The sequence below is a fragment of the Brevibacillus sp. NRS-1366 genome, from assembly GCF_050467985.1.
This window is the reverse complement of sequence record NZ_JBITPN010000059.1, coordinates 37,163-50,506: the sequence shown is the minus strand read 5'-3', so window position 1 is coordinate 50,506 and position 13,344 is coordinate 37,163. Positions and strand designations below refer to the sequence as shown.

Here is a 13,344-nt window from a genome sequence, read left to right as displayed (position 1 = left end):
TTACCCGATTAAGATCCGCTCTGTTTGCTTTTTCAAGGTAGAAAGAACGCTGAGCGCAGCCAAATGGCTGGTTTTGGGATTTTCCGGCATCGGATTGTTCTCCAGCTTCACACAAAGCTGGCCAAAGGAGCCAATCGCCTCAATACTATGGATATTTTTCGTCACGCGTGGATCCGCCACGATTTTCACCCTCGTTTTATCACAGCCTAAGCCCGCCAGCGACAGCACGATCGAAACGTTGATATTTTGCGGAAAACGGCTGATTGCCTCCGTCGCACTGCCTTCAAACACGACTTCCTCTTGCTCTACCATTCGCCCTAAAAGGGATTGCGGCGGTTTCCTGGTCGTAAGCGAGACCTCGTCCAATTGCTGCATGGCCATCGCCGAGCGAATCACATCCAATCCGCCGATCGCTCCGGACGGAAGCAAAATGCGTGTCCCCAACTGACGACAGAGCTCGTTTAGCCGCTGATACAACTCCTGGTCGACCAGCGCGCCCACGCTGATAATCACGAGATCCTTGCGCCGCGCAATCACCTGCTCCGCGTATTCACGAACCGCCTGAACAGTCGCTGCCTCCACTACGATATCAATGCCCGATGACAAAAAGGCATCCAGATCCGTGTAAATACGCGTCCCATAATCGCACTCCCATTCGCTCGCCACTTCTGGCCGTCTGAGAAAAACAGACTCTACCGAGCAGTTGGGCAGCCTCCGGTCGACATTAATGCTTTTCAATAGAAACCTCGCGACATTGCCCCCGCCGATAATTCCTATCTTCATCAGACTTCCCCCTCGTTTACCTTCTGGCTTACCGATTGTAAAAACGAACGCACAAGGGCGTTGAATTCCTCCGGCTTTTCGATATAGCACAGATGTCCTGCCTGCGCGATCAGTTCCAGTCTGGAGCCTAGAATCCTCTGTTCCACCATGCGGGATTCCGCTACGGGAGTAACCGTGTCATCCTCTCCGCAAATAAGCAGCGTAGGCATCTGAATGGAGGAAAGCAATGACGTCTGGTCAGCATGATAGAGCGAGTAGGCGACCGATCTGTATCCGGCGGGACGTACCTTTGACATAATCCGCATGGCCTCGGTAATTGCTTCTCCCGATGCGAATTTGGAAAACATGTCAGGTGTCCGCCGCTCAGCCAATTCCTCTGGCGAAAGATTTTCAATATTGTGCAGCCTGTTTTTCAGCTTGCGTTCATTGGACTCAGGATTCGCTAGCCCACCCCGCGTGCTTGCCGCCAAAATCAGCGCCTCTACATATTCGGGATACATGGAGCAGAACTGCATGGCAAGCGTGCTCCCCATGGAGTGACCCAGCAAGTAAATCTTTTGAAAGCCGAGCGCATCGAGGAAGTCTCGTAAGATCACTGCCAACTCGCGGAAAGTCCGAAACTCCGGCTCTGGATCCGAGCTCTCGCCATATCCCGGTGTGTCCCATGCAATGACCTGAAATTGATTTTGCAGTCCCGCAAGCTGCCTTGACCACGACCCTGAGTTATTGCCCAAACCGTGCAACAAGATAAGCGGGATTCCCTCACCTGCCGTCTGATAGTGAATCGTGAGTGAACCAACCTGTGTAGTAGCCATCATCTTCACCTCAAGTCAAGTTAGAAAATACAGCGATATTTGTATCGTGAAATGAAAAGACCCGGCCGATATGTGCCGGTCTTTTCGCGTCTTATTTCTGTTCTGCTGCCGCTGCTTTTGCCCTCGCACGCTCGACGCGGATGGATTCCAATTCGCTGCCTTCTGGATAAGTCGGGATTTGCGGCTTGCTCGCTCCAAGCATAACTGCCATGATTGCTTCGCTTTCTCCATCGTTGCGAACGCCACGGTAGTAGCCTGGCGGAGTCCAGATGCAGTCGCGCTCTTCCAGCTTTACTTCATGGATAGTCTCGCCAATTTGTATACGTGCAGTGACCGTACCGCGGATAACGAAGAACACTTCCTCCACATCGTCGTGCAGGTGCATCGGGCCTTCCGCTCCTGCCGGCAGGTACATGTTGGAGAGCGTGAAGTGCTCGGCTTTGATGACGTTGCTGTCAGTGGTTGCCACGCCGCCAGTACCAACATAACGGCATTGGGCACGGCGGTAAGTCGGACTTACTTGCTCTTGGAAAGAGAGCGCATCATAGTCAATTTTTCTTGTATTCAGGCGGGCTACATACTTTTGCTCGAATTCTTCGATCGTGATGTTTTGGTCACTCATGGGTAAATCCTCCTCGATATCGTTTTAAATAGAAAACATAGTTTTGTATTTAAAATTATAGGCTTCGTTTTCCCAAAAGTCAATATTCGAAATGGTGAGAAAATTGGGCTTTACTGCGAATAGCCGTAAAAAGCAGAAAGCTGGTCGGCTGTCTCCAGAATCGCAGGCAGCACAAACTTAGCTAGATAACCATCTGGCAAAATGGCTTCCGGAGCCGCAACATTGACAGCCGCTATCACCTGTCCGGTATTATCGAAAATAGGGGCGGCTGCCGAGCGAATCCCGCTCTCGAACTCACCGTTGCTAATCGCATACCCCTGCCTCCGAATCAGCTCCAACTCCTTGAGAAGGGCTGCCATCATCGTCTTTGTATCTTTTGTATACGAATGAAGGTCTGAAATCAGGAGTATTTCCTGCCACTTTTCTCTCGGCAAAAACGCCAGCAGCGTCTTGCCCAGAGCCGTGGCATGAGCAGGTAAGCGTGAGCCAACGGTGACACTAACCGTAGATACCCCCCTCGCTGATACTCTCGCCACATAGACGACAGCCGTCTCATCGAGTATCCCGATATGTGCAGATCCACCCGTCTCATCACGAAGCCGCTCCAGAAATGGTCGTGCCACCTCCGTAATTTGCAACGTATTCAGATAGGCAAACCCAAGCTCCAGTACTTTTGGTGTCAATTCGTATCGCTTCGTATGTTCGTTCTGATGTAAATATCCAAGTGTTTGCAGCGTAAACAACAGTCGGAATGGCGTTGTCCGGCTAACTCCTAATTGATTGGCAATTTCCACCAGGGAAAGGGTTGGTTGCTCCGGCCGGAATAGCCGCAAAATTTCCAATCCCCTGACGAGGGAGCTGGAATTGTACCGATCTTTTTCTTCTTTTTCCATCGCTTAGCCCTCTCTTTTCTGGAATGGAAGGTTTTTATCTAATTGGCAAAGCCGTACGTATCTGCGAATAAATCAATCCCGCACCAAGCCGTTTCTCTGCTTAATCCGCTCTCCTTTAGCCCGGGGAAATCAAGGTGGAGATCTTGGAAAATTGTATGGTTGTTAAAGAAGACAGCACCCGCATCCAGGCGGTCAGCCAATGCTTCCGCCAGCTGTTGGTTAGCCGTCCATATGGAGGCACGCAGCCCAAACTCTGTATCATTTGCCATCGCAATGACTTCTTCCTGATCCGAATAAGGAATAACGGGTATCACAGGACCAAATTGCTCTGCGCGCACCAGTTCACTGGCTTGGCTCACGCCAGTTACGATAGACGGAAGCAGAAAATAGCCATTTTCCCAGGTCTCTTTTTCTAATTTGTTTCCTAATGTCTGTACATGGGCACCTGCCTCTCTCGTACGTTCGATTAACCCAGTGACAAAATCGTATTGTGCCTTGTTATTGATCGGTCCCATCATGGCGTCAGGCTGCATGCCGTTGCCTACGATCATTCGCTGGAACTCACGCTTCAGCTTGGTCATGAACTCCTCGTAACGGGATTCATGCACGTAGACGCGTTTGATCGCAGAGCATACTTGACCCGCCGCACGCAGGATTCCCATACGAATGCGCTCTATTGCTGCTTCATCGAGAATGGCATCGGGCAAAATCAGGGCTGGATCGTTTCCCCCTAGCTCCATGTACAGCTTTTTCACTGTTCCTGCCGACATGCCCATGATGCGCTTCCCCGTCTCCGTGCTTCCCGTAAAAGCAATGGCACGCACACGCGGATCGCTGCAAATCTGTTCCCCTACCAAAGCTCCTGAGCCCGTGACGATATTAATCACGCCCGGCGGCAAATGAGCGGCCACTACACGCAGGCTGGACAATACGGTCAAAGGACAGTCAGTTGCAGGTTTGACGACCACGGTGTTTCCTGCAAGGATGGCGGGAATGACACGCTTGAACGTCAGAATCATCGGTGAATTCCAGGGCGAGATGACGGCTGTCACGCCACGCGGACGTCTGCGGATCTGCACCATCTGTCCCCCAGGTATCGACTCCGTTTTCCACCACGCTACGAGAGCATCTGCCCCTTTGCTCATGATCTCTACACAGCGGAGAAGATCCTTTTTGGCTTCTACCAATACCTTTCCGTTTTCCCGAACAAACAGAGGCACGCTTTCTTCGATAATCGCAGCCAACTGACTGGAAGCTTCCTTGATCAGGGCAGCTCTTTTCTCAGCGGAAGTCCCGGCCCACCCGGGAAACGCTGCTTGTGCTGCATCTATCGCTTGCCCGACATCCTGTTTCGAACATAGAGCTACTTCTCCGACGACTTCTGTCAAAATGGCGGGGTTGGTCACCGCAGTAACCCGCTTCCCTGCAATCCATTCGCCATTGATCAGGAATTGTCCGGAAATGCTTGGATATGCGCTTGTCATCTGAACTGGCCTCCTTTAGATTTTTTTCGGCTTGAATGCATCTGCCGCTCCTGGAGGGCCGCCAAACGGCTTGGCCATCGGTCCGACAGCATTCATGTCGATGACGATCATCGTTGGCTTTCTCCTCGTAACCGCTGCTTCCAGCATATCCACGAATTCCTGCGGGGAACCGATCCGACTCGCTTCATAGCCCATCGCTTTTGCCAGCATTACGAAGTCGGGACTCACTAGGTCGACCGCTACGCGTCGCCCGTATGCCGCATCCTGAATATTGCGCAGGACACCGTAGCCCGCATCATCGAACAACAGAACAATTAATGGAAGATTCTCTTGAACAGCAACCGGCATTTCCCCGATATTCAGCATGTAGCCGCCATCGCCTGCCATCAGCACCACTACTCGATCCTGCTGACCCAGCTGTGCACCAAGCGCTGTCGGCAACCCCTGGCCAATTCCCCCACCAGAAGCGTGAATCGAGGTGCGCGGCTCGTAAATGTCAAACAGGCGGCTCCCCCACACGTTGGCAGGCACCGTTACGTCACGTACCAGAATCGCGTCTTTCGGCAGTACGCGGCGCATGCCATCGACGATCGCCTCATACGGTCCGAGTGTTTCACGCAGAATGGCGCGTACTTTTTCCCTTACAGAGGTTACTTCCTCTACATAACCGGCATCTGGCGTGACTTTTTGCTTGCTGATTCCTTCATTCAGAGCATGCAGGATGGACTTGGCGTCGCCTAAAAGACCGTGCGTCATTTCGTAGTTTCGGTTAAAGGCGCTGTAGTCTGCGTCGATACCGATATGTGTCTCAGGTACGCTCACTTTCCAGTTCGCCGTTTCATTACCGCGGAAGCGAACGCCGACACTGATTAACAGATCGGATTGTTTCAGCAATTCTTTGACCGCTTCATAAGCGGCAAAATGCCCGATGCATTGTGGATGATCTTCCGGGATAGAGCCTTTTCCGGACTGGCTGGTGATAACTGCTGCACCGGTAAGCTCCGCCAGCCTGGTCAGCTCTGCGGACGCGCCTGCTGAGATCACGCCACCGCCTGCCCAGATCACTGGGCGCCGTGCTACAGCCAAAAGTCTGCCTACCTCGGTCGGAATAAAAGGAGCTGCCTCCATAACGGGTGCAATCGTTTGGATCGCTTCGAGCTGGCTTTTCGGAACGATCGCTGATTGGAAATCAATCGGTATCTCCAGGGATACGGGACCCGCCGGAGACGTGGTCGCTACCTGAATCGCCTGTCGTACAATCGCAGCTGCCTGCTCAGGCCTGCGCAGTCGGTACGCCTCTTTACAGCAGCCCTCCATCATGGAAAGCTGATCTTTACATTCGTGAATATAGCCTCTGCCCGTACCCAGATACTTCGAAGAGACTTCGCCAGTCAGATGTAGGACTGGCACACCCGCTGCCCAGGCTTCGACCAAGGCACCTGCGGCATTGCCTGCTCCTGTACCCGTACTGGTGATGACAACGCCCAGCTTGCCCGTTGATCTGGCATAGCCATCCGCCATATTGGCTGCGCCGCTTTCCCCGCGAGAGCAGACAATGCGAATGCTTCCCTCGCAAAGCAGGGCATCATAGATGGGCATATTGTGGATACTGACGACTCCGAATACAACTTCTACTCCGGCCCGTACGAGCTCCGAGACAACAGCATCTGCCGTTGTGAATTCCATTTGCATATTTGTAGTCATGTTATCTCCCGCCTTTTCACAATTACAGCGCTTTTCCCAAAGCTCCCGCTACTTCAATCGTCGAACCGGATACATAGCTTGCCTGCTCGGATGCGAGGAACAAGATGACGCTTGCTACCTCTTCGGGCTGACCCACACGGCCAAGCGGAATGCCCCGCTTTTGTGCCAAATCGTTGTAATACTCCTGTGGATCCATCTCTGGTGCGTTTTTCAACCGTCTGCGCTCCCATTGGTCGGTGGCAATCAATCCCAGGCTAACCGAATTGACCAAAATGTTGCTCAGGGCCAATTCATGGGACAAGGTTTTGCTTAAATTCAAGAGTCCTGCTCGGGTCGCTGCTGTTGCAACCATGTGTCTCTCCGGTTCTTTTGCCAGAGTTGCATTAATATTGATGATCCGGCCGCCGCCCCGCTTCAGCAGATGAGGATGAACCGACCGAACTGCGTTGATGATCGCAAAGTACTTCAGATCGATTTGTTGTCTCCACTGCTCGTCAGTAATGTCAAAAAAGTAACCCATGACACTTTGGCCGGCCGCATTGACGAGAATATCCACACCGCTAAAGGCTTCAGCTGCTCCATCAATAAAGCGGCTTACATCCTCTTTGTTGGTTACATCACAGGTCCCGGTGAACAGGTGATCAGCAGGAGCAAAAGAGGCGAGTGTCTCGCAAGCGGTCTGCATTCGCTTCTCATCGCGTCCGCAGATTGCCACCCGTGCACCCTCCTGCAAAAACATCTCTGCTGCCTTCAGCCCTACACCAGATGTTCCTCCCATAATGATTGCGACTTTATTTTTCAGACCCAGATCCATCTGTTTCAACCCTCCCTAAACCTCTGTCATGTTTGTTTTCGATCGTTCGTTTTATATACAAAACGAAGTTTCCTAAAACAATTAAAAAAAAAGAGAACCCTAGCAATTGTCTTGATTGTATAGTGCTAGTCTCCCTTCACGATAAATACGTCGTTTGAATTGTTTCATATACAAAACAATGTTTTTAACTTATATTTATTTTAGTTTTTTTGCAACTATCGTGTCAATACTAAAGATTTCGATAATTCACAAGTCCATCATTCTCTCCAGTCAGTCACGCGCCACAATCCCTCTTTCTTTTGTTTTTGCTCTAATGCTGCCGCTGTCTCTGCAAGCAAGGCGATCCCTCTTTCAATCTGGTCCGCATCTGTCTGGATGATGCTGACGCGCAGCCCATTGTCTCGTTTAAACGTTCGCAAATAGCTCTGATCCGTCGAAGTAATCCGTACATTCTGGTGGTGAAGCGCTGCAATCAGGTCATTCGGATTGATCGACTCTGGAAGCAACGTTCTCGAGAAAATACCGGCCTTTCCAATTTCAAAGCGAAACGTTGGTGGCAAATGTCGGCGACAGGCATCTGCGAGGCACTCCATCCGCAAACGGTAGCGTTCCCTAATCATTTCTGCATGATGCTCGTACATCCCGCACTTGAAGTAGAGCTCCAGGGCAGCCTGCGACAGGACGGAAGTGCTAGAATCACACGACGCTTTGAACATACGAAAGGTCTCCATTAAAGAAGAAGGCAAAACAACCGTAGCCAGTCGCAATCCAGGCAGCATGATTTTGGAAAAGCTTTTGACGTAAACGACGTGACCGGATGGATCGTAGCTGTAAATCGGGTCTGTTTTTCCACTAATCTCCATGTCCGCTAAATAATCGTCCTCTAGTATAAATACATCGTAGCGCTTGGCGAGTCTCGCAATCTCCTTTTTTTGGGCCTCCGTATAGCAGGCGCCCAGAGGGTTATGAAAGCGTGGAACGGTATAAAAGAATTTGATCTGGTTATTGCGGAAATGACGTTCCAGCTCGTCCAAATCGATCCCGTCCATGGTTCGCTCTATGCCAAGAGTCGTAATCCCGAGCAGTTCAAGTGAACGGAGCATCCCGTGAAACGTAGGCTGTTCTACCAAAACGGCCGTTTTTCCATTTGGAAACGGCATGGAGGCAAGCAAGTGAAGGGCTTGTTGCCCTCCGGAAACGACACAAATGTTGGAAGGCTCGGCGAACACCTGGGAATGTGCCAGATGCTTTTCCAGCTCTCTGCGCAGGGAGAAGAATCCTTGCGGGTCGGAATAAGCAAAAAGCTGATCTTCGTACAATTCAATCGCACGGTTTAGACAATGCTGAAAATCTTTATAAGGCATAACCTGGGGGTCAGGACTTGCTGCGGAAAAATCAATTCGTTCTATCGTTGTTTGCGCACTGCTGGCTGAACGAAGCACAGCGTAGTAGCCGCTTTTGGGAACAGCGTAAATCAAATGCTCTTTTTCCAGCTCCTGATAAGCACGAATCGCCGTATTCACACTGCACGTCCATCGTTTCGCTGCCGCCCGAATCGAAGGCAGTTTTTCGCCAGGCTTAATTTTCGTAGCGAGAAGCTGTTCCTTAATCTGGCTTTTTACCACCTCGTATTTGTTCTCCATCCCTTCCACCCGCTTTCCATCTGTGTGGGTACAGATGTGCATTTTCTCCGTTTATCTCTGCTTGTGCCTTCAGTATAGTGAATCGTAAGCAAAGTAGTAAATAGAAAATGGAGGGTTACAGATGGAATGGAAACATGAGGAATTGCCCTATCTGATCAGTGATGACAAGCAGCTTTTGGATAAGGAGCAGATTTGTGGATGGTTACAGACGACATACTGGGCGTCCGAACGCTCCAAAGAGATGATTGTAAAAGGAATCGAGAACTCCCTCTGCTTTGGGCTTTATGGTGAAAATCGACTGGCTGGCTTCGTCCGAGTGGTTAGCGATTACGCTACGTTCTCCTGGGTTTGTGATGTTTACATCGATCCTGCTCATCGCGGATTGGGGCTTGGAAAGTGGCTGATGGAAGTCATGGTTGAACATCCCCAGATCCGCCATACAAACATGACACTGGCGACACGGGATGCGCATGGGTTGTATGAGCAATACGGGTTTGAGCGGAGGGAAATGATGCGGAGAATGGTGGATAGCAAATAGGCTGTGGTGGAGAGAAGCCTGTTTCCATGCTATGCTCCGGTCTCCACCCACATAACACAAGCTATCGCTCGACTTGTAAGGCTGCCTGCCGATGATTATTGACAGACAGCCAGCTCCTAATCTCTGGTTGCAATATAATCCGGTCTCGGCTCCTGACCCGAGAAGGGCGCCACCAACCGATTTTCTACACTGTTGTAGACCATAAACACGTTGCTTCGCGGCACCGGCGTGATGTTTCCATTGGATCCATGCATCGTATTGCAATCAAAGAAGACAACTGTTCCAGCAGGACCGATCATCGTATCGATTCCATGCTGTTCTACCATCCTTTTCAAGTTCTCCTGATCAGGTACGCCATACTCCTGCTTGCGCAATGACTGCTCATAATGAGATTCTGGTGTCTGTCCTACGCAAGAGATAAATGTTTGGTGCGAGCCTGGCAACAACAGCAGCGGACCATTATAATGATAGTTTTCTTCCAACGAAATTGAGCAACTGAGTGCCCTCATGCCAGGCATTCCGTCCTCCACGTGCCAGGTCTCGAAGTCGGAGTGCCAGTAAAATTCTTTGCCCGTAAAGCCATGCTTGTAATTAATCCGAGATTGGTGGACGTAAACATCACTTCCCAAAATCTGCTCAGCAACGGAGACCAACCGCGGATGGCGGGACAAATTTTGAAATACGGTATTGTCACGGTGGACAGCAAAGATAGAACGGACTTCCCTGCTTTGCGGTTCGGAAATGACCTCTTTGCGAGTGGAACCGCGATTTTCTTGCCAGAGCTTCGTTAATTCATCTCGCAATTCCTGCACTTCGTCCGGTGAGAAAAATCCCCGTAGACTCAGGTAGCCTTTTTTCTCGTAAGACAAGAGAGTATCCTTTGTCAGTGGCCCTTCTTTTGTCTTGTCACTCCAATAAACGACGCGATCTACCCGTTTTAAAGTGGATGGATTTTCATTTATACGGGAAGGATAGCGATCTGAGTGATTCATACAGACAGCTCCTCTCTTTGTAAAAAGTTATCCCTCAAGCAACGGGTACACGCCTTCTTCATCATGGATTTCGCGGCCTGTCAGCGGAGGGTTAAACACACACACCATCCTCATCTGGCTTCGCGCACGCAAGTAGTGCTTTTCATTCCCTGACAAGGCGTATATCATACCTGGCTTTATCTGGTAAGTCTCACCTCCAATTACCTCGATTTCGCCCTCGCCTTCTATGCAATAGACGGCTTCCAGATGGTTTTTGTACCAAATGAAGGTCTCGGTTCCCGCCTTGATTATCGTGTCATGCAAGGAAAACCCCATCCCATCCTGCTTGAGAAGCAATCTTCTGCTGCTCCAAGTAGGTGTATCAATGTCATCTACCGTCCCTACGATTTCTTCCAAATGTTTTACAATCATTTCCCATCTCTCCTATTCAGAAAATCTCTTTCAAGACAATCATTCACGGACTCTTCCAAAATGTTCAGTCCTTTTCTCAGAGCCTCTTTCGTAATCGTCAGAGGCGGCATCACTTTCATCACTTCGCTCTTTGGTCCTGAGGTCTCCATGATCAGTCCTCTTTCAAATGCCTGTGAGCAGATTTTTTCCGCCAAACCATCCACGCCGATAGCGATTCCTTGCATCAAACCTTTCCCTCTCACTTCTCCCGACAGGTCAGGATACGTCTGAACTAGTTGTGAAAGGTGTCCTTGCACGAGGTCCCCCTTTTCCTTGACCGCTTCGCTGAAGCCATGGTCCTTCCAGTACTGCAATGCCTCGGCCGCAGCAATAAACCCAAGATTATTTCCTCGGAAGGTGCCGTTATGCTCGCCAGGTAGCCAGATGTCCAGCTCTGGCCTAAGCAGCGTAAGCGAAAAGGGCAGACCGAATCCCCCGATTGACTTGGACAGGCACACAATGTCAGGCGTAATACCCGCTTCTTCAAAGCTAAAGAAAGGACCCGTTCGTCCGCAGCCCGCCTGCACATCATCCACAATCAACAAGATGTCGTGCTTTTGGCAGATCGCCTCAATCTGTTTCAACCACGATGCACTTGCTACATGGATGCCGCCTTCTCCTTGAACGGTTTCGAGGATCATAGCTGCGGGGAGAGGTACGCCGCTGCCATCGTCTTCGAGTAGCCGCTCGATATAATCTGTTGTCTTGATGTCCTTGCCCATGTAGTTGTCAAATGGCAGGGCTATAACATGTGAGAGCGGCACGCCTGCTCCATTTCTTTTCATCCGGTTCCCTGTCGCCGCCAGAGAGCCAAGGGTCATTCCATGAAAGCCGTTCGTAAAGCTCATGATCATCTCTCTCCCGGTAGCTTTGCGGGCAAGCTTCAATGCCGCTTCTACCGAGTTTGTTCCGGTTGGACCAGGGAACATCACTTTGTAGGAGAGCCCTCTAGGTTTGAGAATGATCTCGTGAAACTGGGTCAACAGCGCTTCTTTTGCTTCTGTTGCCATATCCAGGCTGTGCGTAATGCCGTCATTTTGCAGGTACTCGATCAGCTTTTTCTTGATCGCGGGGCTGTTATGCCCGTAATTAAGGGCGCCTGCCCCAGCAAAAAAGTCGATATACGCCTTTCCTTGGCGATCCCAGACCGTATGCCCGCTCGCTTTCGTGAAGACGACAGGAAAGCTGCGGCAATAACTCCTTACTTCTGATTCCATCTGGTCAAAAACAGATAAGGGTGATCTCGTCTCTACAATCGTTTTCATGAAAAACCTCCTTAGGAAATGGCAGGAATGGGACCGATTCGGTACGTCCATTCCTCCTCGTATGCTCCTCCCGGAAACAATCTGGTGGGAAAACACTCCGTTATTTCACAACCAGTGCCAAACTCGCGAGCAAGCTTGGTGAACATAGCACGAGAGGCGTTGTTTGCGGGAGAGACTGTAGCCTCCACATACTGTGCTCTTTTCAAAGGCTTCCGCTTGAGCAATGCGCGGATCATCTCTTTCGCGATTCCTTGGCCTCGCATATTTTCACTTACGCCAATCTGCCACACAAAGAGCGTGTCGGGCATATCTGGCGGATGAAAGCCGATGACAAAGCCGATCGCTTCTCCTTTTGCTTCAGCGATGATGCACGTGTCCGAAAAGTACTTGGCGAACAACAGATACGCGTAGGCTGAATTTAAGTCAAGGATCTTCGAGTCCCGAACCAGCCTCCACATATCTGCTCCATCTTCTTCCTTCGGCTTGCGCAGGACGAGACGTTCCCCACTGATCGTTTTCAATGATTTCACCTCCTTTCCCTAACCCGCGCGGAAGCGGCTCAAAAACGCCTGCAATCGCGGACTCTGCGGATGATAAAAAATTTGCTCTGGGGTACCTTGCTCGACAATCGTACCGCCGTCCGTAAAAATGACGCGATCCGCAACATCGCGGGCAAAATCCATTTCATGGGTGATGAGCAGCATCGCCATCTCACCCTCTCTGGCAATTTCCTTGATGACAGCAAGCACCTCTCCTACCAGCTCCGGATCAAGCGCGGACGTCACTTCGTCGAACAGCATCACTTTCGGGCGCATCACCAGTGCACGGGCAATCGCCACTCGCTGCTTCTGGCCACCTGACAACTGGGCAGGGTACGCATTCAATTTATCTTCCAGCCCTACCTTTGCCAAAATCGTCACCGCTCTCTTCGTTGCTTCCTCCTTGCTCAGGCCCAAGACATGAATTGGCGCCTCTGTGACATTTCGCAGGATGGTCATGTGCGGGAAGAGGTTGAAGTGCTGGAAAACCATCCCGATATTTCCACGAATGCTGTGAAGATGCTTCTCATCCGCCTTGACCAGCCTGCCACTTACTTCTTTGTGCCATAAAAGCTGACCATCCACCTCGACCGTCCCCTCAGTCGGCTCTTCCAGCGTCATCAATATGCGTGCAAGTGTCGTTTTCCCGGAACCGCTCGGACCAATGACGGCAATTTTTTCTCCAGGAAGAATATCCAGGTCGATTCCGCTTAAAATTTGCAGGTCGCCAAAGGATTTGCTCACGCTCCTGTAACGAACGACTGGAACAGTCTGCGTGCTTGCTTTCATGCTGATCACCTCC

At 50.8% G+C, this 13,344-nt stretch carries 14 protein-coding genes; 1 reads left to right on the top strand and 13 read right to left on the bottom strand.

The window, feature by feature from the left end; all coding sequences use genetic code 11:
• The 8 genes from nadX to ACIFQN_RS32365 form a co-directional block, all read right to left on the bottom strand.
• On the bottom strand, positions 1-783 hold the full coding sequence (gene nadX / locus ACIFQN_RS32400) for an aspartate dehydrogenase (RefSeq protein WP_429837176.1): 783 nt from the start codon (positions 781-783) through the stop codon (positions 1-3).
• Positions 783-1,601 carry an alpha/beta fold hydrolase gene (locus ACIFQN_RS32395; protein WP_429837175.1) on the bottom strand — a complete coding sequence of 273 codons (819 nt, stop codon included), beginning with the start codon at positions 1,599-1,601 and terminating at the stop codon, positions 783-785. The genes nadX and ACIFQN_RS32395 overlap by 1 nt, the downstream gene beginning before the upstream one ends.
• Positions 1,602-1,689: 88 nt before the next feature.
• Positions 1,690-2,220 carry a cupin domain-containing protein gene (locus tag ACIFQN_RS32390; RefSeq protein ID WP_429837174.1) on the bottom strand — a complete coding sequence of 177 codons (531 nt, stop codon included), beginning with the start codon at positions 2,218-2,220 and terminating at the stop codon, positions 1,690-1,692.
• A gap of 110 nt (positions 2,221-2,330) precedes the next feature.
• Positions 2,331-3,113 (bottom strand): IclR family transcriptional regulator, encoded by a 783-nt coding sequence (locus ACIFQN_RS32385; protein WP_429837173.1) that lies wholly within the window; start codon positions 3,111-3,113, stop codon positions 2,331-2,333.
• A gap of 38 nt (positions 3,114-3,151) precedes the next feature.
• On the bottom strand, positions 3,152-4,597 hold the full coding sequence (locus tag ACIFQN_RS32380) for an aldehyde dehydrogenase family protein (protein WP_429837172.1): 1,446 nt from the start codon (positions 4,595-4,597) through the stop codon (positions 3,152-3,154).
• A 15-nt stretch (positions 4,598-4,612) separates the two neighbouring features.
• Positions 4,613-6,301 carry a thiamine pyrophosphate-binding protein gene (locus ACIFQN_RS32375; RefSeq protein WP_429837171.1) on the bottom strand — a complete coding sequence of 563 codons (1,689 nt, stop codon included), beginning with the start codon at positions 6,299-6,301 and terminating at the stop codon, positions 4,613-4,615.
• A gap of 22 nt (positions 6,302-6,323) precedes the next feature.
• Positions 6,324-7,115 (bottom strand): SDR family oxidoreductase, encoded by a 792-nt coding sequence (locus ACIFQN_RS32370; protein ID WP_429837170.1) that lies wholly within the window; start codon positions 7,113-7,115, stop codon positions 6,324-6,326.
• Between the two features lie 257 nt (positions 7,116-7,372).
• Positions 7,373-8,758 (bottom strand): PLP-dependent aminotransferase family protein, encoded by a 1,386-nt coding sequence (locus ACIFQN_RS32365; RefSeq protein WP_429837169.1) that lies wholly within the window; start codon positions 8,756-8,758, stop codon positions 7,373-7,375.
• Between the two features lie 121 nt (positions 8,759-8,879).
• Here ACIFQN_RS32365 and ACIFQN_RS32360 point away from each other — a divergent pair, with 121 nt between their 5' ends.
• Positions 8,880-9,296, top strand: a complete 417-nt coding sequence (locus ACIFQN_RS32360) for a GNAT family N-acetyltransferase (RefSeq protein WP_429837168.1) — start codon at positions 8,880-8,882, stop codon at positions 9,294-9,296.
• 116 nt (positions 9,297-9,412) lie between these two features.
• Here ACIFQN_RS32360 and thpD read toward each other — a convergent pair whose 3' ends face one another.
• From thpD to ehuA, 5 genes are read right to left on the bottom strand one after another with little or no spacing between them, the layout of a single operon-like run.
• Positions 9,413-10,288, bottom strand: a complete 876-nt coding sequence (gene thpD / locus ACIFQN_RS32355) for an ectoine hydroxylase (protein ID WP_429837167.1) — start codon at positions 10,286-10,288, stop codon at positions 9,413-9,415.
• A gap of 27 nt (positions 10,289-10,315) precedes the next feature.
• Positions 10,316-10,699: an ectoine synthase gene (locus ACIFQN_RS32350; RefSeq protein ID WP_429837166.1), complete on the bottom strand. Its 384-nt coding sequence runs from the start codon at positions 10,697-10,699 to the stop codon at positions 10,316-10,318.
• A complete protein-coding gene (gene ectB / locus ACIFQN_RS32345) occupies positions 10,696-12,003 on the bottom strand; it encodes a diaminobutyrate--2-oxoglutarate transaminase (protein ID WP_429837165.1) in 1,308 nt (435 codons plus the stop codon). The genes ACIFQN_RS32350 and ectB overlap by 4 nt, the downstream gene beginning before the upstream one ends.
• Before the next feature lie 11 nt (positions 12,004-12,014).
• Positions 12,015-12,524 (bottom strand): diaminobutyrate acetyltransferase, encoded by a 510-nt coding sequence (gene ectA, locus ACIFQN_RS32340; protein WP_429837164.1) that lies wholly within the window; start codon positions 12,522-12,524, stop codon positions 12,015-12,017.
• An 18-nt stretch (positions 12,525-12,542) separates the two neighbouring features.
• Positions 12,543-13,331, bottom strand: a complete 789-nt coding sequence (gene ehuA, locus ACIFQN_RS32335; RefSeq protein WP_429837163.1) for an ectoine/hydroxyectoine ABC transporter ATP-binding protein EhuA — start codon at positions 13,329-13,331, stop codon at positions 12,543-12,545.
• Between the last annotated feature and the right edge of the window lie 13 nt (positions 13,332-13,344).